Source organism: Rheinheimera sp. B2H12, assembly GCF_059620065.1.
This window is the reverse complement of record NZ_CM184363.1, coordinates 3,696,218-3,721,404: the sequence shown is the minus strand read 5'-3', so window position 1 is coordinate 3,721,404 and position 25,187 is coordinate 3,696,218. Positions and strand designations below refer to the sequence as shown.

The window sequence follows — 25,187 nt, the reverse complement described above, 5'->3', positions numbered from 1 at the left end:
ATGCCGGTAAAATAATCGTGCAGGCCAAAAAACAATCAATTCAAGCCAGCATTAGCCCCTGCTAAATCGCATTTTTATCATTTTTTTATTGGCTTTCAGTGAAGACAGTGGCTGACAGTTTTGTTGCTCTTAATGCGCTGACAACGTTGTCATTATTTGCCGCAGGTGAAGGTGGATGTGAGATCAGCCAAACAACGATAACAATACAGGAAGCAACAAGATGAAATCTATAACTATAAAGTTAAGCCTGCTGGCGGTGCTAGTGAGCAGTCAGGTGTACGCAGCAGAAACAACCAAGCGTTATATCGTTATTACCAAACCGCCGGTGCTGAAAAATGCCGCTGGCATCTCAACGGTGCAAGTGCAACAGCAAAGTTTGCAACAACTGAGTGTGCGGCATCAACTGACGCCGGCTCATGTGCTGGCAGAACAGGGCATGCTCAGTGTGGAACTGAATCAGGCGCAGCGCCAGGCGCTGCAGCAGGATCCGCAAGTGGCGCTGGTGGAAGAAGATCCAAAACGGTATTTAATGGCGGAACAAACCCCCTATGGCATTACCATGGTCAATGCGCTGCAGGTGCCGGATAACCTGGTCAGTAATCGCAAAGTCTGTATTCTGGATACTGGTTATACCCTGAACCATCCTGATCTGATCAACAGCGGTGTCACTGGCGATGATGGTTATGGCAGTAACGATACCGGCAACTGGTATCAAGATGGAAATGGCCACGGTACGCATGTGGCGGGCACTATTGCGGCCGTCGGTGGCAATAACCAGGGCGTGGTCGGGGTCAACCGCAATGGCCAGTTAAAACTGCATATTGTGAAAGTCTTTAACAACAGTGGCAGCTGGGCCTATGGCTCCGATCTGATTGCTGCCATTAACCAGTGTAAAGCGGCTGGCGCTAATGTCACCAGTATGAGTCTGGGGGGCAGTGGTCAGTCAGTGGCAGAGCGGCAGGCGTTTGAGCAAAGTTATGCCGGTGGCATGCTGCATATTGCAGCGGCAGGTAACGCAGGCAACAGCAGTCTGTCTTACCCGGCGTCTTATGATGCGGTGGTCTCAGTGGCCGCGGTAGACAGTGCCGGCAATAAAGCCAGTTTTTCGCAGTTTAACGGTCAAGTCGAAATTGCCGCGCCAGGGGTGAATGTGAATTCCAGCTGGAATAACGGTGCCTATCGTTCGATCAGCGGTACGTCGATGGCGACGCCACATGTTTCAGGTGTTGCTGCGCTGGTCTGGAGCCATTATCCACAATGCAGCAGCAGCCAGATCAGGAATGCGCTGAATAAAACGGCCACTGACAAAGGCACAGCCGGTCGTGATGTTAATTTTGGTTTTGGTATCGTCAATGCTAAAGCGGCTTACGATTATCTGGCCAATGGCTGTGATGGCGGCGGCAATCCGCCGGTCAATCAGGCACCTGTGGCGAAATTCACGGCTACCGTCAATGGGCTGACAGTCAGCTTCAGCAATCAGTCAACAGACGATAAAGCTGTGGTCAGCTCCAGCTGGAACTTTGGTGATGGTAAAACCTCAACCCAGGCTTCACCAAGCACCACTTATGCGGCGGATGGCTCTTACACGGTCAGTCTGACCGTGACAGATGCAGAAGGTCTGAGTCATACCAGCAGTCAGACTGTGGCGGTCAGCGCAGGCAATAACCAGGGCTGTGCCGGTTTAACCGCCTGGTCTGCCAGCACTGTGTACCTGAAGGACAACCAGGTGTCGCATCAGGGCGTGAAATATACCGCTAAATGGTGGACGCAAAATCAGAACCCGCAGCAAAACTCCAGCCAGTGGGCGGTGTGGCGCAATGAGGGTCCTTGCCAGTAACCCTGGCTAGCTGCCTGAACTAAAGACGGCGGTGCTGTAACTGGCAGCAAGATCGCAGGCTGCATGGCTGACTGCCGCAGTGCTTGGTGCTGGCTGCATTATTTTTCAGATGATAAAACACAAAAGGCCGGTCAGTCTGCACTGCCGGCCTTGTAAACGTACATCAGCCAACTGGCTTCTACTAGCTGGCTTAGTTAAGCCAGCTGGCAGCCTGAGCCAGGCTGATAGGCGTATTAATGATCGTGACCAGCGTGGCCGTCGATGCCGTGGGCGTGGCCATGGGCCAGTTCGTCGGCAGTGGCATCACGCACCAGCAGCACTTCGACTTCGAAGGTTAAATCAATGCCGGATAACGGATGATTGCCGTCGACCACCACTTCTTCTTCCGTCACATCCAGCACGATCACAGACTGCTCGCGGCCATCCGGACCAGCGGCGCGAAAGCGCATACCGACTTCCACTTCCATCCCTTCAAACATCGCGCGTGGCACCGCTTGGGTTAATTCTTCATGGCGATCGCCATAGGCCTCAGCCGCCACCACTTCCACGGTAAAAGTGTCACCGGCTTGTTTGCCGACCAGTGCAGTTTCCAGCCCTTGGATCAGGGAGCCGCTGCCGTGGATAAACACCAATGGCTCAGCGCCAAAAGAGCTGTCGAGTTCGTTGCCGGCAGAGTCACTGACTCTGTAGTGCATGGCAACAACTTTGTTTGTTTCAATGGTCATGCAAACCTCAGTTAGTTTAAAGAATAAGGAAGGGATTGAATGCTGAACCTGGTATCAGGTTCACTGGCCAGCCTTAACTGCGCGTCCAGACTGATATCGTTTGGCAAGACAGCTAACACAGCTAACTCTCCATGGATATTGACTGCGTTGATCACCACACCGCTGCGTCGCCAGTTCTGCTCCAATTGTACTTCAATATCGCTGCCAGCTGCCGGAGTTTCTGCACTGGCCGCGGTCAGAATAAAAGTAGCTCTTTTGTTTTTGCCCAGATATTTCATCCGTGCCACCATTTCCTGGCCTATATAACAACCCTTGGTAAAGCTAATTGCATCAATAGCTTGCAGGTTTAAATTTTGCGGCACGTATTCGCCAATCACGGCTTGTTCCAGATAGGGCAGGCCATGCAAAATATGTTGTTGTAAAAACCGGGTTGGTGCTGCTAAAGCGGCCTGATCACGTTCGAGCAAAGCAAGGGCGGCAGTTTGTTGTAGGATCAGCAGATAATGCTGCTCGGCAATTGCCAGCAGTACACCCCTGTCGACGGCTACTGCAGCGCCTACGGCTGGCACCGGTAACTGTAATTTTGTCAATAACTGGTCGGCCTCTGGACCACTGACACCAAGGACGGCTAATTCGCCGCTGGTGTCATGGAAACTGACTTTGGAAAAGACGCCAAATTTTTTCAGTTGCGTCAGCGACGCCTGCATCTCATCCCGAAAGCCAATCAGCAGCAGATCATCCCCTTGTTGCACCAGGGTAAAGGTTGCCCACATTTTGCCCTTGGCATCACAATGCGCGCCACGTAAAAAGTTGTCTGCGTTCAGTTGCTCCACATCACAAGTGGTCTGGCCCTGTAAATATTTTTTCTGATCTGGTCCACTGATACGGATCACCGTAAAAGAAGGTAACGGGCTGATAAAAGCTGCGGCCACATCATTTGATAACTGTGCCAGTTGGTCGGCACTGATCCATGAACTTTGCATAACAACATAAACCTGTTCTGACAGAATGGTCAGATCATTGGGGAATCAGTGCAAAAGCACAACCCCTGCGCCGATTATTTGTTAGAATTCAACTCAACGATGTAAAAGAGATGGTTATGACTGAATTAACAGCTGAACTCATGAGTAAACCCAAACTGCGCTGGGCTTGTCGCCGCGGTATGCTGGAGCTGGACGTGTTGCTGGCGCCTTTTGTTGAACAGGGTTATGACGCTTTAAGTCACCCTGAAAAACTGCATTTTGAGCGGCTACTCGCTTGTGATGATCCGGATTTATTTGCCTGGTTTATGGGCCACGGTAAATCCACAGACGCAGACTTGCAGGCGCTGGTGGATACCATTATCCGGCGGGTCCGGGTCTAAGCCTTATGTACCAGAGCGCGCTGGCACTTCATCCCTCGAATGACAGACTTTGGGGATACCGGCTGGCGATGCTGGCGGTGGCGACTGGCTTAATGCTGTTGCCACTGACAGGCTGGTGGTTAGGGCTGGCGGCATTGCCGGCGCTGGTCAGTATTTACTGGCTGGCGCAGCAGGCTGCTAAACCTTTGGCCTGGACTATGCTGTCACTGGATCAACAAGGTTATTTCCGGGTGTTGCCCACCATGCAACAAGGCCGCTTGTTACCGCAGTCGCTGATTTGCCACTTTGGCATCTGGTTGTACTGGCAGGACGAGCAGGCTCAATGCTATCACTGCTGGTTGTATGCCGATAATTTCAGCCAGAGCGATTTCAGGGCTCTGGCACGGCATTGCCAAAACGTGAAATGGCAGCAAACAACAGGGCGTTGATTGCTGGTTACGGCTAGATATTTTTCGGCTCCGCCAGCCACTGGCGATTATTGATAAAAGCAGAATCTATGACGTTGATTGAATTGGTCGGTTATATTCCGGCTATTATTTTTCCGGTCGCCACTCTGATGCAACTGGTACATTTGTTAAAAACGAAGACATCGGAAGGGGTTCCAGCCCTGACTTGGCTGGCATTTGCGCTTGGTAATATCTCGTTGTACATCTATGCAGAAAAATACAGCGAATTGCAGTCCATCATCGGCCAATTAGCCACTGCGGCACTGCAAATTTATGTGGTGTATTTGATTATGCATTATCGTCAACAAGCCAAAGCTGGCTAAGTGGTAAAGTAGGCTGGACACCCCGTTAGCAGAGTGTCCATGCTCGTTGCTGTCAGGCTCGAGACTGGGTTTGAATTTGAACTGCCGTTTGTCAGCAGCAGTCCGTTAAGACTAGTTGCGCTGCGGCGGTGTCAGAATAGTCGGGACCGGCGCGTCCAACTGCGCCGGATAATCCAGGGTGTAATGCAAGCCGCGACTTTCTTTACGTGCCATCGCCGAACGGATGATGAGTTCGGCCACCATCGTCAGATTGCGCAGTTCCAGCAAATTATTGCTAACTTTGACATGACGATAATATTCCTGAATTTCCCGCTGCAATAATTCGACGCGGTGTAATGCGCGCTCCAGCCGTTTGGTGGTGCGGACTATACCGACAAAGTCCCACATAAAGAGCCGCAGTTCATGCCAATTATGGGTGATCACCACTTCTTCATCTGAATTACTGACCCGGCTTTCGTCCCATTGTGGCAAGGCCGGGCGGGGGGCGTTGTCGTTCAGATGCTGCAAAATATGCCGCGCCGCACTTTGGGCAAACACCACACATTCGAGCAGCGAATTACTCGCCATCCGGTTGGCACCATGTAAACCGGTATAAGCCACTTCACCAATGGCATATAAATTGTCGATATCGGTCTGACCATTGAGGTTGGTCATCACGCCGCCGCAGGTATAATGCGCGGCTGGTACCACCGGGATCGGCTGTTTGGTGATATCAATGCCAACACTTAAACATTTGGCGTAAATGGTCGGGAAATGTTCCAGAATAAAATCTTTCGATTTATGACTGATATCCAGATAAACACAAGGCACACCAAGCCGTTTCATTTCAAAATCTATCGCTCTGGCCACCACATCGCGTGGGGCTAATTCAGCTCTTTCATCAAAATCCGGCATAAAACGGCTACCATCCGGCCGGCGTAAATAAGCGCCTTCACCGCGCATTGCTTCGGTGATCAGATAGTTGCGTGCATCCGGGTGATACAAACTGGTCGGGTGAAACTGATTAAATTCCATATTGGCGACCCGGCAACCGGCTCGCCATGCCATCGCGATGCCATCGCCACTGGCCACATCCGGATTACTGGTATACAGATAGACTTTACTAGCGCCGCCAGTGGCCAGCGCCACAAAACGGGCCGCAATCACTTCAACCTGGCCGGAATTGCGGTTCCAGACATAAGCACCATAACAATGCTTACCAGCCAGACCCAGTTTTTGCGCTGTGATTAAATCGATGGCGTTGTAGTTTTCCAGCAAGCGAATATTCTGGTGCGCTTTGACCTGATCAACCAGGGTAATTTGCACCGCGCGGCCGGTTGCATCTGCGGCATGCAAAATACGACGGTGGCTATGGCCGCCTTCGCGGGTCAGGTGATATTTCAGCACGCCGTCGTCATCGCGATACTGATCAAAAGGCACCCCTTGCTTGATCAGCCATTCCATCGCGGTTTTAGCGTGTTCAGCGGTGTACTGCACTGCCGTGCTGTCGCAAAGACCAGCGCCGGCGATCAGCGTGTCATTGACATGAGAGTCAATACTGTCGTTTTCGTCAAACACCGCCGCGATGCCACCTTGCGCATATAAAGTTGAGCCTTCGCGCAGCGGGCCTTTACTCAGCACTATCACATTCAGGTGATCGGCTAATTCCAGGGCTAAGGATAAACCGGCAGCACCGCTACCAATAATTAAAACGTCACAACCATGTTCTTTTTGCTGTTGCATGCGATACACTTGTCCGACCAAAAACGGAATCTGATTAGATAAATAGCCGGCAGGCAAAGCTAAACTGACTGAGCCGCCAGGCAGGTTTTGTATCAGGGCTCAAGGCCTTAACACAGCGTTTTATGACATCTGAAGCAGTTACGATCAAGCTATTGTAACTTTTTTATCATCGAAACCGAACTTTTTCATGTTGGCCTCGTCATAAGGGTACGCTTGACGAGAGCCGGTTGCAAAATTTAGCAGTAAGCATTACAGGGGACAAGCTCGGATGAGCGAGCAAGAATTGGATTGGCAGATAGTCCAGCGGGTACAACAAGGGGATAAAGCAGCTTTTAATCTACTGGTAAAAAAATATCAGCACAGATTGGCGAACTTAATTTCAAGGTATGTCTCTAACCATGGCGACGTTGCCGATGTGGCACAAGAAGCTTTTATCAAAGCTTATCGGGCTCTGCCCGGATTCCGTGGTGATAGCGCCTTTTATACCTGGTTGTATCGCATTGCCGTCAACAGTGCAAAAAACTATCTGGTGGCAAATGGCCGTAAACCGCCTTCTACAGATGTCGATGCCGAAGAGGCCGATTCTTACGATGGTAGTGAAGCGTTAAAGGTGCAGGATTCTCCGGAAAAGCTATTGTTAACCGAAGAAATCAGGCATGTAGTGTTCGACACCATTGAAAAATTGCCGGAAGAGTTACGCATTGCAATTACCTTGCGTGAGATGGATGGCCTGAGTTACGAAGAGATTGCTGAAGTGATGGGATGTCCGATTGGTACTGTGCGCAGCCGGATTTTTCGGGCACGTGAAGCAATTGACTCTCAGCTGAAACCTCTGGTCAGCTGACCAACGAGCTAAGACAGGAACAAGTATGTCGTCTGAAAAACAAGATTGGCTATCTGCCGCGAGTGATAATCAAGGCATCAGCGCTACCGAACTGGACAATTTGTTACGAGACCCTGCTTTGCAAGATCAATGGTTACGTTACCAGATGATTGGCAATGCCATGCGCAATGAATTACCAACACAGTTGGATATGAATTTTGCGGATCGGTTTGAGTTATTATTGGCAGATGAACCTGCCCATCAGTTACAACCTGAAGTTGTGGCTGAATTGGTGCCGGCCACAACCGCTGTACAACTGCCCTGGTGGAAAACTGCAGCCAATCAGCCTTGGCTGAAAACTATGTTGCAAGGTGCTATTGCAGCCAGCGTCGCCATTGTGGCGGTGGTTGGGGTGCAACAAAACCAGCAAACTGGTGATGAGGGGCTGATTTCGCCACTTCCTGTGCTGCAAACCAGTCCTATTGGTGGTGTTGCGACACCGGTCAGTCTGAGTCAGACTTCGGTTGATTCACGTTTTGATGCCCAGCAGCAACGGGTGCAACTGGAACAGCAGCGGCGGTTACAAGAACTGATGCAAGCGCATCAGCAGCAAAAAAGGCTGTTAGAACAAACGGTTCAACAGCAAAAATCTCCGCAGACGCCTCCTGAGCAACCGAATCGCGGGCAATAGTCAATGTTCAAAGTTGTTTGTATGACAGCCAGCATCCTGATGCTGGCTTTTTCCGTTGTGGCGGATGACAGTGGCTGGCAACAGTTTGAACGTGGTCAGAATGCGGTCAAAAAATATAATTTTGATGTCACTTTTGTGCAGGTCAAAGCCAATAAGTTACAAACCTTCCGCTGGTTGCACGGTCACCATCAGCAAAATGGTGCTTTGCCGATTAAAACTGAGCTGGAACAGCTGATTTCACAAGATGAAGTCGGCACCGACATTTTTCGTCGTAATGACCGGGTGTATTACGCTTCGCCTGCCAGCCCGGTGTTTGTCACCATGAATCACAGCATCAAAGAACTGCCGGCGATTTTATTCCAGCCGCAGCAGGATATCGCCACTATTTATGATGCTATCCCAGGCAGCAGTACCTCGTTGTCGGGCCGGACCGCTCAATTATTGCGTTTAACCGCGCTGCATAACAGCAGATACAGTTACTGGTTATGGCTGGATGGCGAAACCGGTTTCCCACTACGGGTAGATACCGTGGATCAAAATAATGAAGTGCTGGAACGCTGGATGGTGGTGCACTTGCAGATTAAACCCAGTTTACCTGCAGAATTATTGCCATTGATGACTGCCGATTTACCGGCCGAACCGGTGACAACAGCCGTGGAAAACAGTGGGCAAAAAGCTTTTAGCCTGGGGTGGTTGCCGGATGGTTATCGGCTGTTACCACAGGCGATGCCGTTGTCTGGCAGGACCAGTCAGTTGCTGGCTTCCTGGTTGCTGACCGATGGTCTGCATCAGATTTCGGTCTTTGTCCAGCCGGGTAATGGTTTGCCAGCACAGGCATTCAGGGATGGCGCTACCACTTTATTGGTTCAGCCACGTGGCAATGTCGAGATTGTGGTGATAGGTCCGCTGCAAGCAGCATTAGCCAGTCAATTGGCCGACGGCGTACAATAAGCAGCATTGCCGATACGCATTGCAACATAGGTGTTAGCATCATGATTGAAGAAATTGCCACCGTCATCAAAACTGACGCCAAGGGGGTCTGGCTACAAACCAAAGTCAGCAGCAGTTGTCAATCCTGTACCGCCAGTGATAGCTGTACCAGCGGCGTTGTGGCCAAAGCGATGACAAGGCGCGATTATCAGTTCTTTTTACCCAATCATAGCGACTTATTACCTGGCCAACAGGTCAGAATAGGTATCTCAGATGGTGTTTTACTCAAATCAGCCTTGCTTGTTTATCTATTACCCCTACTTGGTTTTATCGGCGGCGCAGGCCTCGGTGTGCTGCTGCAACTGACCGAAGGCTGGCAGTTGCTGTTGGCTTTGTTATCGGGGGCTGTGGGCATGTTGCTGGCGAGATTCGCAAGCCGGCGCATCGGTGGTGCTGCTGAGCAGGTTGAAATTCTGGCGGTGTTGCCACAGTTACAAGTGCACAATCAGCCGTGCTGACAACTGCCTTTGCCGGTCTCTGCTGCGGCGATTTGAAGCTGCCTGTGGCAAGCGTTGTTCTGTTGCGGCGCTTTTGGAACAACGATAGCAACCTTGTGTTAAATCGAGTACAATTCGCGGCAATTTTAATCTTCGTTTCCCGGTATCCGGCCTGATTGACAGGTGTCAGTTTCAGCTTTTGCCCGTGCCGGGCTGCGTCAGCTTAGTTTTATTGGAAAAAATGGCCAAAATATCTCATATCCGCAATTTCTCTGTCATTGCCCACATTGACCATGGCAAGTCGACGCTGTCAGACCGTTTAATTCAATTTTGTGGTGGTTTATCGGACCGCGAAATGCAGGAGCAGGTGCTGGATTCGATGGACTTAGAGCGCGAGCGTGGTATTACCATCAAAGCGCAAAGTGTCACGCTGAATTATAAAGCCAAAGATGGTGAAATTTATCAGCTGAATTTTATCGACACCCCAGGTCACGTTGACTTCACCTACGAAGTCAGCCGCTCGCTGGCAGCCTGTGAAGGCGCCTTGTTGGTGGTCGATGCCGGTCAGGGCGTGGAAGCGCAGACCGTAGCAAACTGTTACACCGCGCTGGAAATGAATCTGGAAGTGTTGCCAGTACTGAATAAAATCGATTTGCCACAAGCTGAACCAGAGCGGGTGGCAGAAGAAATCGAAGATATTATCGGTATTGAAGCTATTGGTGCTGTGCAATGTTCTGCCAAAACCGGTCTGGGCATTGAAGATGTGTTAGAAACCATCGTCAAAGGTATTCCTTGTCCGGAAGGCGATGTCGATGCGCCGACTCAGGCGTTGATCATTGACTCCTGGTTTGACCCATACCAAGGCGTGGTGTCACTGGTGAGAGTGAAACACGGTAAAATTCAGGCCAAAGATAAAATCAAGATTATGTCCAGCGGCGCCGTGTATGAAGTCGACAAAGTCGGTATCTTCACGCCGAAAGCTAAAAATACCGGCGTGTTGAGCACGGGCGAAGTAGGTTTTATCATCGCGGGCATCAAAGAAATCAAAGGTGCACCAGTCGGTGATACCCTGACACTGGCGAAAAACGCGGCGACTGAGCCGTTGCCAGGCTTTAAACGCATTAAACCGCAGGTCTATGCCGGGGTTTATCCGGTGTCTTCTGACGATTATGAAGATTTCCGTGATGCGCTGGAAAAACTGAGCCTGAACGATTCATCATTATTTTATGAGCCAGAAAGCTCAAGCGCCTTGGGCTTTGGTTTTCGCATTGGTTTCCTTGGCATGCTGCATATGGAAATTATTCAGGAACGACTGGAACGGGAATACGATCTGGATCTGATCACCACAGCACCGACTGTGGTGTATGAAGTGGTGACTAAAGGCGGTGAGACTGTGATGGTCGATAACCCAAGTGATTTACCACCTGTTGCCAGCATCGATGAAATCCGTGAGCCTATCGTGGAAGCTCATATTCTGGTACCACAGGAATACTTAGGTAACGTGATTAACCTTTGTATCGAAAAACGTGGTGTGCAGATCAATATGACCTACCATGGCCGTCAAGTGGCTGTGGTGTATGAACTGCCAATGGCTGAAGTGGTGATGGACTTCTTCGACCGGTTAAAATCAACCAGCCGTGGTTATGCTTCGCTGGATTATGCCTTTAAACGTTTCCAGACTTCGGATATGTCGCGGGTAGATATTCTGATCAACGGTGAGCGGGTTGATGCGCTGGCCATTATCAGCCACAAAGATTTTGCTCAGGGCCGCGGTCGTGAACTGGCCGAAAAACTGAAAGAGCTGATCCCACGGCAGATGTTTGATATCGCCATTCAAGCTGCGATCGGCAGCCATGTGATTGCCAGAACGACGGTAAAGCAATTACGCAAAAACGTCCTGGCTAAATGTTATGGCGGTGATATCAGTCGGAAGAAAAAACTGTTACAGAAACAAAAGGATGGTAAAAAACGGATGAAGCAGGTTGGTAATGTGGAAGTGCCACAGGAAGCCTTCTTAGCCATCCTGAAAGTCGGTAAATAACACCGCTTAGGCCAGCGATAAGCTGGCCTGCTTAATTGCAGAGTGGGTTCAGATATTGTACTGACCGGGAGTCAGCGACAATGCAGCACAGGATCCAGTTTCGACGCGGTGATATCTGGTAACAATAAAAATCGGCTGGCCTGTCTCTGCGCCAGCCCGGTTTCACGTTAAGCTCCCTGAACACAGCACAATACGAGGATTAAGATTTTCATGGCAGGTTATTTTGCAATTTTTCTGGTCGTTCTGACGCTGGTCAGTGGTTTGTTATGGTTGTTAGATGCATTGGTGTTTAAACCAAAACGTCAGCCGGATGAACCCCAGCCGTATCTGTTTGAAACAGCACAATCAATTTTTCCGCTGATTGCTATCATTACTATTTTGCGATCATTTTTGTACGAGCCTTTCCAGATCCCATCCGGTTCGATGATGCCAACCTTATTGGTCGGTGATTTTATTCTGGTGGAAAAGTACGCCTATGACGTGAAAGACCCGATCTGGCGCACTACACTGATTGAAACCGGTAAACCGGCGCATGGTGATGTGGCGGTGTTTAAATATCCGGTCGATCCAACCATTGATTACATCAAACGCATTATTGGTTTGCCTGGTGACAGAATTGTTTATAAAGACAAACAGTTATTTATTCAGAAAGCCTGTGATAAAGCGACAGCCAGTAGCTGTCCTGGTTTGGAACCATTGGCGCAGCAACTGCAATCGGAAGGTGAATTTTTCTTAGGGCCTTATCCGTTAAAACGTTTTACTGAACAAGGTCTGACGAAGCAATATAACATCCTGAAAAATGGCATGTTATCAGAGCCGATTCAGAATTATTACCGGCAGCCGGGTTTGCAGACCAGCGAGTTTGTGGTGCCGGAAGGCCATTATTTTGCCATGGGTGATAACCGCGATCACAGCGCGGACAGCCGGTTCTGGGGTTTTGTCCCAGAGCAGAATCTGGTGGGTAAAGCCGTATTTATTTGGATGAGTTTTGAATTTAATGAAGACCCAACCAGCTGGATCCCCGGCTGGGTGCCGGTCGGTGTCCGGTTTGAACGACTGGGCGCTATTGAATAAGGGTAGACATGCAAGTTTCTTTAACACCTTTACAACGCCGGATAGGTTACCAGTTCCAGCAGCCTGAGTTGCTGGAGCAGGCCCTGACGCATCGGAGTTGCAAAGGCAAGCACAACGAAAGACTGGAATTTCTGGGTGATGCGATTTTAAGTTTTGTCATCGCCGAAGCTTTGTACCAAAATTTTCCGAAAACCCGTGAAGGCGATTTAACCAGGATGCGGGCATCTTTGGTCAAAGGCGTGACTTTGGCTGAGATCGCCAAAGAATTGCAATTGTCAGAGTTTTTACGGTTAGGTCCCGGCGAGCTGAAAAGCGGTGGTTTTCGCCGCGAGTCCATTCTGGCCGATGCAGTGGAAGCCATTTTAGGGGCAATTTACCTCGACGGTGGTGAGCAGGTTTGCAAAGAACGGATTTTGGCCTGGTTTGGTTCCCGCCTGACGGTGATTGAGCCTGGCGTGCAAAAAGACTCCAAAACCAAATTGCAGGAGTATCTGCAGGGTCGCAAACTGGCATTACCGACCTATGAAGTCACTGAAATTCAGGGTGAGGCGCACGATCAGACCTTCACCGTAAAATGCAGCGTCGCAGGATTCCAACCTGTGATCGCCAGCGGCAGCTCCAGGCGTAAAGCCGAGCAGGACTGTGCCAATCTGGTACTGGAACAACTGACACATGACAAATAATATCCCCGCAACCACGGAAACTTTTGCTGGCCTGGTGGCGATCGTGGGCCGACCGAACGTTGGTAAGTCGACTTTACTCAATCAGTTGATTGGTCAGAAAGTGAGTATCACCTCGAAAAAACCACAAACCACCCGGCACCGGATTGTCGGTATCGATACCGTCGGTCAGTATCAGACGGTCTATGTGGATACCCCAGGTCTGCACACTGAAGAGAAACGGGCGATTAACCGGCTGATGAATAAAGCCGCTGCCAGTTCGATTCTGGATGTAGAGCTGGTGATCTTTGTGGTGGAAGGCACCCGCTGGGTAGAAGATGACCAGATGGTGCTGAACCGGCTGATCGCGGCAAAAAAGCCGGTGATCCTGGTGGTCAACAAAGTTGATTTATACAAAGACAAAGAAGAACTGCTGCCGCATTTACAGTGGCTGAGTTCGCAGTTGTCGTTTTTACAAATTATTCCATTGTCGGCTGAAAAAGGCACCAACGTAGCGGCGCTACGCGAGACAGTGCAGCAGCAGTTACCGCCATGCGAATTTTTCTTCCCGGAAGATTACATTACCGACCGTTCACAACGTTTTATGGCGTCGGAAATCGTGCGGGAAAAACTGATGCGGTTTTTAGGTGATGAGTTGCCGTATTCGGTCACCGTGGAAATCGAACGTTTTAAATGGGAAGAAAAACATTACCATATCGCCGCGCTGATCCTGGTGGAACGCGATTCGCAAAAACGGATGGTGATTGGTAAATCCGGCGAGCGGATCAAAACCATTGCCACTGAAGCCCGCAAAGATATGGAAGATTTGTTTGAACAGCCAGTCTTTCTGCAAATGTGGGTTAAGGTAAAATCTGGCTGGGCCGACGACGAACGCGCGCTGCGCAGCCTCGGTTACGGCGAAGATTAACATGCCGGACGGCTTTCGCCCGGCGTATCTGCTGCACAGTATTGCCTTTCGCGATGATAAATTGTTGCTGGATTTACTGCTGCCGGAGTTAGGCCGGTTGCGAGCTGTGGCGCGCCGACCCGGTAAAAAGCAGGGCGGACGCAGCCACTGGCCGCAGTTTGCCCTATTATCGCTGCAACTGAGCGGCCGTGGTGAGCTGAAAACTGTCCGTAGTCTGGAAGAACAACAACCCGCCTTGCATTTTCATGGTGATTTTTTATTCAGCGCCATGTATCTGAATGAACTGATCTGCCGGATCTGGCCACAGGATGTCGGCAGTGAGCAGCTGTTTGCGCTTTATCAGCACAGTATCCATGCCTTGCAGGCCGCCCAGCCACATCCGGGCTTGTTACAGCCGGTGCTGCGTAATTTTGAGCTGGCCTTGCTGGCTGAATTGGGGCTACCAGTTGATTTGCTGCACGATGCTGTGGGTGAACCGCTGCAAGCCGATTGTTATTATCAGTGGCAACCGGAAGCGGGTTTCATCCGTACTGCTCATCAGTCGACAGCCGCCAGTCCGGGCATGGCTGTCGGCTGGTCTGGTCAGGCATTGTTGGCGATTGGTCAGCAGCAGTGGCATGATGACGCCTTGCGCGTTGCCAAGCAGCTGAGCCGCAGTTTACTCAACCCATTACTGGGTCATAAACCACTGGTCAGTCGGGCTTTGTTTCACCGATAATAAGCCTAGATTCAGCCATGCTGTGCTGATTGACCTTTTGCTTTGATTTGAATTTAGCCAAAGAGGCCCCAATGCAACCGATTTATTTAGGCGTCAACATTGATCATGTCGCAACCGTTCGTCAGGCGCGTGGCAGTCAGTATCCGGAACCTGTGCATGCAGCACTGCTGGCCGAGCAAGCCGGTGCTGATGGCATTACTGTGCACTTACGGGAAGACCGCCGCCATATTCAGGATCGGGATGTGTTTTTATTAAGACAAACCATCCAGACCCGGCTGAATTTTGAGATGGGGGTGACCGATGAAATGCTGGGGATCGCACAGCAATTAAAACCGCATTTCTGCTGTCTGGTGCCGGAGAAACGGCAGGAACTGACGACGGAAGGCGGGCTGGATGTTGCCGGTCAGTTCAGTAAAATTGCTGAGGCTGTGACCAGCTTGCAGCGGGATAATATTCTGGTGTCGTTGTTTATTGATGCCGATTTTGCCCAGATTGATGCGACCGCCAAAGCAGGCGCGCCATTTATCGAAATTCACACCGGCGCATATGCAGATGCCACTTGCCCGAAAGTACAGCGTGCTGAACTGGAACGGATCCGGGCTGCCGCTGCATATGCTGCCTCACTTGGCATCACCGTCAATGCCGGTCATGGTTTGCATTTTCATAATGTGCAGGCCATTGCCGCCATTCCGCAGATGTATGAGCTGAATATCGGCCATGCTTTGATTGCCCGCGCCATTTTCACCGGCTTAGGCCCGGCGGTCAGCGAAATGAAAAGGTTGATGGTGGAGGCCAGAGTCTGATGGCGATTGTCGGACTCGGTACTGATATTGTTGAAATCAGTCGGATAGAACAAAGCTTGCTGCGTACACCCCGCTTAGTGCAGCGTGTGCTGAACGAGGCGGAACAGCAAATTTACCAGCAGCACTCGCAGCCAGCCCGTTATTTTGCCAAACGTTTTGCTGCTAAAGAAGCCGCGGCTAAAGCACTTGGCACTGGCATTGGTCGCGGCATTTCGTTTCAGCATTTTGCCATCAGTAACGACGAGTTTGGTAGGCCTGTACTGACCCTGACCGATGCGGCAAAAGACATGGCAGCCCAGTTGGGGATCAGTCGTACCTGGTTATCCATCAGTGACGAGCAGGCATTTGCCTGCGCCACTGTTATTTTCGAAGCTGATTAAAGCCTGTTAAGCAGCATGCCGCTCCTTGATAAAAGGCGGCATGCTGCCGTTGGCAGTGCTGCTCGCTTAAGGCTGAGTCAGCGCCCATTCGGTCAGTAACCGCACGCCATAACCGGTGGCGCCTGTGACATGCACACCTTTGTCAGCGCTGGTCAGCGCATTGCCGGCAATATCCAGATGGGCCCAGGGAGTGTCGCCGGTAAATTGTTGCAGGAACCAGGCGGCACTGGAGGCACCTGTGGTTTTACCGCTGTTGGTTAAATCAGCGATATCACTTTTCATTTCATTGGCAAATTTGCTGTTGAGCGGTAAACGCCAGACTTCTTCATCCACTTTGCTGCCAGCCAGGGTTAATTGCTGCACCAAGGCTTCGTGCTCGGAAAACAATCCGGCGTAATAGCTGCCAAGGGCGCCAACTTTCGAGCCAGTTAAGGTGGCGATATCGACCATGGCTCTTGGTTTAAATTTGTCGCGGGCATACCACAGACCATCCGCCAGCACTAAGCGGCCTTCGGCGTCGGTATTGCCAACCTGAATGGTCAAACCGGCCGCTGAGGTAATGACATCACCTGGTAGCATGGCCCGATCGGAGATTTTATTTTCTGCCAGCGCCATGATGGCCACCACGTTGACTGGTGCTTTTTGCAGGGCCAGTGCTTTGATGGTGCCAAGTGCAGCCGCCGCACCGGCCATATCACTGGTCATCCTGACGATAGAGGCGGCATCGGTTTTTAAATTATAACCACCGGTATCAAAGGTAATGCCTTTGCCGACAATGGCCAGCGGTGCTTGTTGACTGTTTTGCCAGTGCGCCACGACCAGTCGCGGTGGCCTGTTGCTGCCTTTGCCAACGGCCAGTATCGCGCCCATGCCCAGTTTTTTCATCGCCGCTTCATCCAGCACTTCGACTTTGACGCCAATCTTTTTCAGCTCCAAGGCGGCAGCAGCAAAAGTCTCCGGATAAATGGCATCTGCCGGCTCATTGGTCAGATCCCGTGCTAAAAAGACACCGGCATTGACGGCGCTGAGCTTGGCAAAACGAGCTTCAGTAGCCCGTTGATCCGGCACCACCATCGCTAGCGCAAGCTCGGCTTTCGCCTTGTTACGGGTATGGTATTTAGTAAATTGATAAGAGCGTAAATCAATACCTTGTGCCAGTGCCGCGGCATGTTCGGCCACAGCACTGGCATCAATGCTGACGTTGCTCAGTTGGCTTTTACTTTGCAGATAACCGGTCAGCTCGCCACCAAGACTGTTACTTTTGGCCGCCGTCAGCTTGCTGCTGTCACCGGTGCCAACCAGCAACAAACGGGAAATCCCGGCAGTTGGTGCCAGTAATTCCAGCTTTTTGCCATGCTGAGCACTAAATTGTTCCGCTTTCACCGCTTGCTGCACCCGGGCGTCCTGCAGCAGCGGGTGGCGCTGTTGTTGCAGACTGTCTGGACTCACCAGCAATACCTGAGTATCGGCAGTGGTGGCTTGTTGGGTAAAGCTGATTTGGCTGGCTGCCTGGACGCTGAGGGCTGGCAGCAAAGCCAATGACAACAAGGATAACGACAACAGCTGAGTTTTTTGCATAAATTTTTCCTCTGGATAAGATCAAAACATCTTCGATGATCCGGCCGCGCAGTCCAGTAGATTGCGACCAGTGCCAGCGCAAAGGCGACTAGAGTCTGATTACTTTTTGCTTGTTGTTCAGCCAGATAGCCTTTTCAATGACCGATGGCCAGCTGTTGTGTCAGACTTTATATGTGTTACATTATCACATTAAATCTTGCTGTGGTGTGGACTGGATCCCGATGAAATCAACTGTAACAGAAGCGCCTTACCGGACCTTAATTCTTAACGCCTGCTTAGTGAACGAAGGCCGGGAATGGGTGGCAGATATGCTGCTGGAAAATAATCGAATCGCAAGGATAGCGCCGGATCTGCAGGCGCAACCGGCTGATCTGCTGATTGATGCCCGTGGTCTGCACCTATTCCCGGGCATGATTGACGATCAGGTGCATTTTCGTGAACCAGGCTTAACTCATAAAGGCAGTATTGCCTCCGAATCAGCCGCGGCAGTGGCAGGGGGCATCACCAGTTTTATGGACATGCCAAATGTCAGCCCGCCGACGCTGGACCGGCAGGCATTGGCCGCTAAATTTGCGATCGCAGCACAAAGCGCCTGGGGCAACTATTCGTTTTATTTAGGCGCCAGCCACAACAATCTGGCTGAAATTCAGGCGGTTGACCGACAAAAGGTGTGTGGCGTGAAAGTCTTTATGGGCGCTTCGACCGGCGATTTACTGGTCGATAATCCGGTCGCGCTGGAGCATATTTTCCGCGAATGTCCGATTTTAATTGCCACGCACTGCGAAGATAGCCGCGTGATCGCAGCAAACCAAGCTAGGATCCAACAGCAGTATGGTAGTGCACTCAGTGCTGAATTTCACCCGCTGATCCGGGATGACGCTGCTTGTTACGCTTCCTCCTCTTATGCGGTGGCCCTGGCTAAGCGATACCGCAGTCAATTACATGTGTTGCATCTGACCACCGCCAAAGAACTGGCTTTGTTCACGGCTTTACCGCTGTCACAGAAACATATTACCGCCGAAGTTTGTGTGCATCACCTGCGTTATAGTGCCGAGGACTATGCCAGGCTCGGCAACTTACTGAAATGTAATCCAGCGGTGAAAAGTCAGGCCGATCGGGCTGCGTTACGCGCCGCTTTGCGCGATGGCCGACTGGATATTATTGCCACTGATCATGCGCCCCATACCAGGACCGAAAAATCTGCGCCTTATCTGCAGGCGCCTGCAGGTTTACCGCTGGTACAGCATGCCTTGTTGTCGCTGCTGGAATTAGTGCAACAAGGTGAACTCAGCCTGACGCAACTGGTGGAAAAAACTGCCCATGCGCCAGCACAGCGCTTCGCGATTGCCGAACGAGGTTTTTTGCGTGAAGGTTATTATGCCGATCTGGTGTTGGTGGATTTAGCCCAGCCGACCAAGGTGCGGCAAAGCGATGTGCTGTATCACTGTCAGTGGAGCCCATTGGTCGGGGAAACCCTGCCGGCTAGAATTTGCAGCACCTTTGTTAATGGTGCGCGGCGTTATCATCAGGGGCGGCTACAACCTTTGCCAGCAGCCTGGGCCAAACCGCAACCCTTACGATTTTTACGGGATTAAGCGATGGATTTATTTGTTTCAGTCACCCAACTTTCGGCCGGAGGATTGTCATGACCATAACAACGGCAACCACATCCGCAAGCTTAGCTGCACCGCGCATCCCGGTCTATCTGCTGACCGGTTTTTTAGGCAGTGGTAAAACCACAGTGTTAAACCAACTGCTGAAACAAGCTGACATGGCCAGGACACTGGTGATTATCAATGAATTTGGTGCCGTCAGTCTGGATCATTTGCTCGTTAGCCACGCGAATGAAGACATCGTCGTCGAATTGGGCAGCGGCTGCTTGTGTTGCACCATTCGGGGTGATCTGGCCAAAACCTTGCGTGATGCCAGCTGGCGTTACGCCCGCAACGGCGTGCGGCAATTTGACCGGGTCATCATAGAAACTACCGGCCTGGCGGATCCGGCCCCTGTGCTGCATACCTTGTTCACTGACCGGTCGGTATTTAGCCAATACCGCTTGCAAGGGGTCGTGACCACTATAGATGCGGTGAATGCAATGGCCACGCTGGACCGGCATCCGGAAGCGCAAAAACAAGCCGGATTGGCGGATTTGCTGTTGCTGACCAAAACCGATCTGACAGCGGATGCAGCAACAGATCCAGAGTTGTCACAGCAAAGTTTACTGCAAAGGTTAAAGCGGATGAATCCGCAAGCCCGCTTGTTACAGGTGCAGGATGGTGCGCTGGCAGCCGCTGAGTTGCTGCAGTTGGATCATATAGAGCCGGAGCTTTGTGCAACGCCGATGACACAATGGCTGAATATTCAGGCCTTTGCGCCGCAGCAACCCTTCAAACCTCTAAAGCCAGGCCGGAGCCGGTTGGCACTGCGTGAGATGAATGTGGCCACTGAGGCTGGCAGCGCAGGAGATGTGAACCGACATGATGATCAGATCCAGGCGCATTGTTTTACTTTTGATACGCCTTTTTGTGCCGGGCGTTTTGAAGGCTGGCTGCAATTAGTGATGCAATTGATGGGACATAACTTACTCAGGCTCAAAGGGATGATTCACCTGAAAGATCATGCAGGTCCGATGGTGATCCATGGGGTGCAGCATATTTTTCACCCGCCAGCATTTTTAGCACAATGGCCTGATCAAGACCGTCAAAGCAAGCTGGTATTTATTACCTGCGACATTGACCGGGCCACGCTGGCCCGCACCTTTGAGTTATTTTTACTGGATCCCGGGCTATAACGACAGCGGCTGCAACGCCCTTTGTTGGCAACGCCGGTATAGATGCCGGTTGTAGCCATGTGCACTTGCCAGCAATAAACCGCCGCTGACCGCCAGCATCGCTTCCAACTGTTCCGGCAAGATCATGGACAGCAGCAACAAACTCAGACCCGCTGCAGCCAGGAGCAAAGGTAACTTCTGCTGATGCCGCCGGTAAGAGGCAGGCAGACTCAGCAACAACACCAGCACTATCGGCGCCAGCAGCAAATAATGCACCCATTCTGATGTCCACCACCAACTAAGCACCCCAGCGGCACCAAGCAACATCAATAAGGCAGGCAGCAGGCAATGCGCTATGCATAACAAGGACAAAAGGATACCGACTAGATCTTTTTTCATCTTAATCTCTGCAGGGGTCAACTGAGCGCTAGGGCGAAATTTGTGTGATAGTATAACATTTTGCCGCATAAAACCAGTTTAATGAGAGGTATTCTCATTTAGCTACTGATAGCTCTGGCTTGTTTCGCAACGCGGCTGGCTGATGCGCTCGCTGCAAATCCGGTTGTTGCAGATATAAAAGTATTCAACTGAAAGTTATACGGCCTGGATATCAGCATGCCAGACCGATCCAGCTACCAGCTCCAGTGCAGCGATTCATCCAGCAAAGCTTGTAATCGATCTTGTAATTCGAATAATTCTGGCTCCAGTTGTTCGATACTTTTGCCCTGTTTTAATTCGGTTTCAATCAGTTCAGCCAGTTGCCGGATTTGTGGTACCCCGGTGTAACAAGTGGCCCCGTGCAGTTTATGCACCAGTTGGATCAGGGGATCCAGTTGCCGGCTGCGCATCAATTGTTCCAATTCAGCCAGCGTGGCTGGCAAACTATGCAATAAGATCTGTAGCATTTCTTTGGCCAGTTCAATTTTGCCGGCAGCGCGCGCCAACGCCAGTTCCCAGTCCAGGTGTGGGCTTTGCGGTAAGCCAGACAAATCGCTGTCGTTGCCAGCCGTTGGGTTTGCACTCACCGGCTGGCAATATTCTTTAAGCGCATAATGCAGCATCTGTTCATCCAGCGGTTTACTGAGAAACTCGCAGAATCCCATCGACATCAGCCGCTCGCGTTCACCTTCTAAGGCATAAGCGGTCACCGCAATAATAGGCGTCGCTTCATTCATCGAGCTTTGCCGAATTCGCTGACAGGCGGTGATACCGTCCATCACTGGCATGTTGATGTCCATAAAAATCAAATCATAGTGGGCTTGCGATGCTTTTTGCCAGGCTTCAGCGCCGTTGCTGGCCGAATCAATACTTTCCACCAGCTCCCTTAACAAGGTGTTGATCAGTTTTAGGTTGGCTTCGTTATCGTCTACCGTCAGCACCCGCTGTTTGCTTTTTGCTATGGTCGGTGCAGGTTGGATTTGCAACTGTTGACGCAAATAAGGCCGCGCCAGCGCTGTAGCCAGTTTACGTTGATGGGCCGGTTTGGATAAACAGGCATTGGCACCGGTTTGCAGCAACGCTTCCCGTAGATTTGGTGATAAAGTATTGACCAGTAAATAAATATGCTGACAAGACTGGCTCAGTTGCCGAATGAGTTCCATCAACTGATTGACTTGATCCAATGACACCGCCCGCCCGACAATCGCCATATCAAAATGTGGGTTTTGCTGCAACGCCAGTTGTAACTGGCTGGCTGTGGCACAGGCCGCGACTTGCATGCCCCAGCTGTTGAGCAAGGATAACGTGGCTTCGCGCGAAAACATTTGCGGCTCGATATATAACACCGTTTTATGTTGCAACACCTCGACCGGTAAAGCCTCGGATACACTCAGCGGATGACGGCGACAACTGACGGTAAACCAGAAGGTTGAGCCTTGTGCCGGCTGACTGTCAAAGCCGATACTGCCCCCCATGGCTTCGGCCAGTCGCTGGGAAATAAACAAGCCTAATCCTGTGCCACCATAACGGCGGCCAATGCTGCCGTCGGCCTGAGAAAAACCATAGAATAATTGTTCTTGTTGCGCCGTAGGGATGCCGATGCCGGTATCCTGCACCGAAAAATGCAACATCAATTTATCTTCATGCATGGTGCTGGCAGATACCCTGACCACGATGCTGCCATGTTCAGTAAATTTAATGGCGTTGCCTGCGATATTCATCAGTACCTGATTAATTCGAAGTGCATCGCCGATTATATCATCCGGACAATCCGGTTCTATCAATAAAGCCAATTCGAGTTGTTTCTCAAAAGCATTGGCCGCCAGTAATTCAATCGAGTCATTGACCATATCCCGCAGCGAAAAAGGCTCCGGATTAATCGGCATCCGGCCTTCTTCCAGCTTGGCATAATCCAGTACATCATTCACCAGCGTCAGCAGGCTGTTGGCGGATTTTTGAATGGTATTGAGATAATCCTGTTGGTGATGGGTCAGCGTCGTTTTCAATAATTGCCGGGTAAAACCAATCACGCCATTGAGCGGAGTTCGCAATTCATGACTCATTTTGGCCAGGAATTCTGATTTGAGTTTGTTATCTTCCTGTGCTTTACGCCGCGCCATATCCAGCGCCACGTTTTGCATTTCCAACTGCTCCATGGTGTGGGTCAGATCGCTGGTCGACTGATCAATGGCATGTTGCATGTCATCTTTATAGCGTTTCAGCTCATGCGCCAGCAAATTAATCCCATTGCGCATCTGATCTAATTCACCAAAATAAGGTTGTTCCAGCTGGTTGGGAAAACGACCTTCAGCCAGTTTTTCGATTTGGTTATTCAGTTGCTGCAACGGCTGGCTCAGCCGGCCAATCAGCCGCAAACTCAAGATCAGACTGACAATCAGTCCGAGCAGGATAATCAATAACGAAATCAATAATGAGGTTTGTTGTGCCAGCAGCACCTTATCTTTTTCTATTTCAACAACCACATAACCCAACCTGCCTTCTGCATCCAGCACTTTACCCAGACTGGCACCGGTCAGGTCGGCCTGCATCGCAATATCCACCACATGGCTGGTTTCCAGTTTGATCGGGACCCGGATCAGTAGCCATGGTCCCTGATCATCAATCTGGCGGTATTCAGGCAGCGGCTGGTTGCTGCTCAGTTGTAAGCGATTAAAATCACGGTGGAAATTTGAAGTAACCACTAACTTATGCTGATGATCAAAAATGGCGATAGTGCGTACCAGCGGTGAATTTTTGCGGTGGGTAATATTCAGCAAACGCTGTAATTGAGCTTGGTTGTCCTGTAATAACCCTTGTTCGGCAGCAATCGCCAAAGGTTCTGCGATGTTACTGGCCTGTTCTTCCAGATAACTTTGTAAATCCTGATAGCGGGCATAACTGAAATAGCTGCCAAGACATAAGCTGATCAGCAAAGTCGGCACTAAAGTAATGAGTAAAATCCAATCGCGTAAACCAATCTTCGTCATCTTGCCCGCTGCTTGCTACAATGGTCAGTCAAAGCGCCATCATGACATAAGCACAACAAAAAACCTACCGCCGGACCTGGCTTTGATCAGGGACTGAGCAGGCAGGCAAGGCCGGAATTTTTATGGTAACTATTTATAAATCAAAAGCTAAGACCGCAGCAACTATGCCGCAGCTGGAGTTGACCGTGCAGCGCTGGGATCAGGAAGCCCAGAGTATTGCTTATCATCAGGGCAAAATTTGTTTTATCGAAGGTGCTTTGCCAGGCGAGCTGGTCCGGGTTAAAGTCACAGAACAAAAAGCACAGTATTTAAAAGGCCAGGTGGTGAAAGTATTGCAGCCAGCGCCTGAGCGGATTGCACCAGCATGTCGCTTTTTTGCCAGCTGTGGCGGTTGTCAGTTGCACTATGTTGGTGCGGAGCAAGCCCGTCAGTTGAAACAACAGGCGCTGGAGCAGCAATTGCAGCATCAGTTAAAACTCACACAAATCCCCTGGCAGCCGATGATTGTTTCAAATGCCAGCGGCTATCGGCGCAAAGCCCGGATTGGTGTGTGGTTTGAGAAAAAAACCAGCCAGTTTACTGTCGGTTTTCGCCGTGCCGGTGGTAAAGAAATTACCCCGGTTGCCGATTGTATGGTGCTGAGTCCAGTGATTGCGCCAGTCCTGGCGGTGCTGAAGCAAACCCTGCCGCAGTTGCAGCAGGGAAGTGCGGTGACCCATGTTGAAGTGCTGGATGCCGATGGTCAGGCTTTTGTGGTGGTGCGGCATATTCGATCCTTACCAGCTTCGGATCGACAGTTGTTACAGCAAGCCTGGCCAACAGCACACTGGCTTGGGGAAGCCGAGCCAGACCAGTTGCAGCCTTGGTCCGAAGCGCAGCCACAACCTGGCTATCAACTGGCAGCAGGTCTGCGGCTGAGTTTTCAACCCACTGATTTTATTCAGGTCAACAGTGAAGTGAATCAGGCAATGGTGGCGCAGGCCGTTGCCTGGTTAGCACCACAACAGCATGAAAAAATTCTGGATTTATATTGTGGAATTGGTAATTTCAGTTTGGCATTAGCACAAGCCGGTGCACAAGTGGTAGGCTTGGAAGGGGTGCAAACGATGGTTGATACTGCCAGGCAAAATGCGGTACAAAATGGCCTGCAGCAGTTGCAGTTTGCCCAGGCAGATTTGCATTTAGCCTGGCCCAAAGCTGACTGGAATCAACCTCAGTACCAGAAAATATTGCTGGATCCAGCCCGTGCCGGTGCACTGGGTGCCATTGATGAGATAGCAAGGTTGAAACCGGCACAGGTATTGTATGTCTCCTGTAATCCGACCACTTTTGCACGGGATGCCAAGGTGTTATTGGATAAAGGCTATCAGCTTTGCAAAATCAGTCTGATGGATATGTTTCCATTTACCAGTCATCTTGAACTGATGGCATTATTCCAACATACGAGGCAGTAG

At 50.8% G+C, this 25,187-nt stretch carries 24 protein-coding genes; 18 read left to right on the top strand and 6 right to left on the bottom strand.

Annotated elements, in window-relative coordinates; genetic code table 11:
* Window positions 1-220: 220 nt before the first annotated feature.
* Entirely contained in the window at window positions 221-1,837 is a 1,617-nt protein-coding gene (locus tag AC53GJ_RS15975; RefSeq protein ID WP_496729167.1) for a S8 family serine peptidase, read from the top strand.
* A 233-nt stretch (window positions 1,838-2,070) separates the two neighbouring features.
* Here the strand turns inward: AC53GJ_RS15975 and AC53GJ_RS15970 are convergent, their stop codons facing one another.
* Both AC53GJ_RS15970 and ygfZ read right to left on the bottom strand, forming a co-directional pair.
* Window positions 2,071-2,562 carry an FKBP-type peptidyl-prolyl cis-trans isomerase gene (locus AC53GJ_RS15970; protein WP_496729166.1) on the bottom strand — a complete coding sequence of 164 codons (492 nt, stop codon included), beginning with the start codon at window positions 2,560-2,562 and terminating at the stop codon, window positions 2,071-2,073.
* A gap of 11 nt (window positions 2,563-2,573) precedes the next feature.
* Window positions 2,574-3,545 carry a tRNA-modifying protein YgfZ gene (gene ygfZ / locus AC53GJ_RS15965; protein WP_496729164.1) on the bottom strand — a complete coding sequence of 324 codons (972 nt, stop codon included), beginning with the start codon at window positions 3,543-3,545 and terminating at the stop codon, window positions 2,574-2,576.
* Between the two features lie 116 nt (window positions 3,546-3,661).
* On the opposite strand from ygfZ, the gene AC53GJ_RS15960 reads away from it, so the two are divergent.
* The 3 genes from AC53GJ_RS15960 (at window position 3,662) to AC53GJ_RS15950 (ending at window position 4,694) form a co-directional block, all read left to right on the top strand.
* A complete protein-coding gene (locus tag AC53GJ_RS15960) occupies window positions 3,662-3,925 on the top strand; it encodes an FAD assembly factor SdhE (protein WP_496729162.1) in 264 nt (87 codons plus the stop codon).
* Between the two features lie 5 nt (window positions 3,926-3,930).
* Window positions 3,931-4,353: a protein YgfX gene (locus AC53GJ_RS15955; protein WP_496729160.1), complete on the top strand. Its 423-nt coding sequence runs from the start codon at window positions 3,931-3,933 to the stop codon at window positions 4,351-4,353.
* Window positions 4,354-4,421: 68 nt separating this feature from the next.
* A complete protein-coding gene (locus tag AC53GJ_RS15950; RefSeq protein ID WP_496729158.1) occupies window positions 4,422-4,694 on the top strand; it encodes a hypothetical protein in 273 nt (90 codons plus the stop codon).
* 111 nt (window positions 4,695-4,805) lie between these two features.
* On the opposite strand, the gene nadB is transcribed toward AC53GJ_RS15950, so the two are convergent.
* Window positions 4,806-6,416 carry an L-aspartate oxidase gene (gene nadB, locus AC53GJ_RS15945; protein ID WP_496729156.1) on the bottom strand — a complete coding sequence of 537 codons (1,611 nt, stop codon included), beginning with the start codon at window positions 6,414-6,416 and terminating at the stop codon, window positions 4,806-4,808.
* 268 nt (window positions 6,417-6,684) lie between these two features.
* Between nadB and rpoE the strand changes: the two genes are divergently transcribed.
* From rpoE to acpS, 11 genes are all read left to right on the top strand, one after another.
* Complete coding sequence (gene rpoE / locus AC53GJ_RS15940) at window positions 6,685-7,260, top strand: RNA polymerase sigma factor RpoE (RefSeq protein WP_496729155.1); 576 nt, start codon at window positions 6,685-6,687, stop codon at window positions 7,258-7,260.
* Between the two features lie 25 nt (window positions 7,261-7,285).
* Entirely contained in the window at window positions 7,286-7,930 is a 645-nt protein-coding gene (locus AC53GJ_RS15935; protein ID WP_496729154.1) for a sigma-E factor negative regulatory protein, read from the top strand.
* Window positions 7,931-7,951: 21 nt separating this feature from the next.
* Window positions 7,952-8,881, top strand: coding sequence for a MucB/RseB C-terminal domain-containing protein (locus AC53GJ_RS15930; protein WP_496729153.1), 930 nt, complete (start codon window positions 7,952-7,954; stop codon window positions 8,879-8,881).
* Between the two features lie 41 nt (window positions 8,882-8,922).
* Window positions 8,923-9,378, top strand: a complete 456-nt coding sequence (locus AC53GJ_RS15925; RefSeq protein WP_496729151.1) for a SoxR reducing system RseC family protein — start codon at window positions 8,923-8,925, stop codon at window positions 9,376-9,378.
* 220 nt (window positions 9,379-9,598) lie between these two features.
* Window positions 9,599-11,398, top strand: a complete 1,800-nt coding sequence (lepA, locus tag AC53GJ_RS15920) for a translation elongation factor 4 (RefSeq protein ID WP_496729149.1) — start codon at window positions 9,599-9,601, stop codon at window positions 11,396-11,398.
* Between the two features lie 210 nt (window positions 11,399-11,608).
* Window positions 11,609-12,472, top strand: coding sequence for a signal peptidase I (gene lepB, locus AC53GJ_RS15915; RefSeq protein WP_496729147.1), 864 nt, complete (start codon window positions 11,609-11,611; stop codon window positions 12,470-12,472).
* 8 nt (window positions 12,473-12,480) lie between these two features.
* Window positions 12,481-13,155, top strand: coding sequence for a ribonuclease III (gene rnc, locus AC53GJ_RS15910; protein WP_496729145.1), 675 nt, complete (start codon window positions 12,481-12,483; stop codon window positions 13,153-13,155).
* Entirely contained in the window at window positions 13,145-14,059 is a 915-nt protein-coding gene (gene era / locus AC53GJ_RS15905; RefSeq protein ID WP_496729143.1) for a GTPase Era, read from the top strand. Before rnc ends, era begins: the two co-directional genes overlap by 11 nt.
* A 1-nt stretch (window position 14,060) precedes the next feature.
* Window positions 14,061-14,777, top strand: a complete 717-nt coding sequence (recO, locus tag AC53GJ_RS15900) for a DNA repair protein RecO (RefSeq protein WP_496729141.1) — start codon at window positions 14,061-14,063, stop codon at window positions 14,775-14,777.
* Window positions 14,778-14,848: 71 nt separating this feature from the next.
* Window positions 14,849-15,580, top strand: a complete 732-nt coding sequence (pdxJ, locus tag AC53GJ_RS15895) for a pyridoxine 5'-phosphate synthase (protein ID WP_496729139.1) — start codon at window positions 14,849-14,851, stop codon at window positions 15,578-15,580.
* Complete coding sequence (gene acpS, locus AC53GJ_RS15890; protein ID WP_496729137.1) at window positions 15,580-15,960, top strand: holo-ACP synthase; 381 nt, start codon at window positions 15,580-15,582, stop codon at window positions 15,958-15,960. Before pdxJ ends, acpS begins: the two co-directional genes overlap by 1 nt.
* Window positions 15,961-16,026: 66 nt before the next feature.
* Here the strand turns inward: acpS and AC53GJ_RS15885 are convergent, their stop codons facing one another.
* Window positions 16,027-17,538 (bottom strand): leucyl aminopeptidase, encoded by a 1,512-nt coding sequence (locus AC53GJ_RS15885; protein WP_496729135.1) that lies wholly within the window; start codon window positions 17,536-17,538, stop codon window positions 16,027-16,029.
* 221 nt (window positions 17,539-17,759) lie between these two features.
* On the opposite strand from AC53GJ_RS15885, the gene AC53GJ_RS15880 reads away from it, so the two are divergent.
* Together AC53GJ_RS15880 and AC53GJ_RS15875 are read left to right on the top strand one after the other, a co-directional pair.
* A complete protein-coding gene (locus AC53GJ_RS15880) occupies window positions 17,760-19,133 on the top strand; it encodes a dihydroorotase (RefSeq protein ID WP_496729133.1) in 1,374 nt (457 codons plus the stop codon).
* 50 nt (window positions 19,134-19,183) lie between these two features.
* Complete coding sequence (locus AC53GJ_RS15875) at window positions 19,184-20,329, top strand: CobW family GTP-binding protein (RefSeq protein WP_496729131.1); 1,146 nt, start codon at window positions 19,184-19,186, stop codon at window positions 20,327-20,329.
* On the opposite strand, the gene AC53GJ_RS15870 is transcribed toward AC53GJ_RS15875, so the two are convergent.
* Both AC53GJ_RS15870 and barA read right to left on the bottom strand, forming a co-directional pair.
* Entirely contained in the window at window positions 20,324-20,707 is a 384-nt protein-coding gene (locus AC53GJ_RS15870) for a MerC domain-containing protein (protein ID WP_496729129.1), read from the bottom strand. The two genes, AC53GJ_RS15875 and AC53GJ_RS15870, sit on opposite strands and share 6 nt — an antisense overlap.
* Window positions 20,708-20,940: 233 nt before the next feature.
* On the bottom strand, window positions 20,941-23,733 hold the full coding sequence (barA, locus tag AC53GJ_RS15865; RefSeq protein ID WP_496729127.1) for a two-component sensor histidine kinase BarA: 2,793 nt from the start codon (window positions 23,731-23,733) through the stop codon (window positions 20,941-20,943).
* Between the two features lie 122 nt (window positions 23,734-23,855).
* Between barA and rlmD the strand changes: the two genes are divergently transcribed.
* Window positions 23,856-25,187, top strand: a complete 1,332-nt coding sequence (gene rlmD / locus AC53GJ_RS15860; RefSeq protein ID WP_496729125.1) for a 23S rRNA (uracil(1939)-C(5))-methyltransferase RlmD — start codon at window positions 23,856-23,858, stop codon at window positions 25,185-25,187.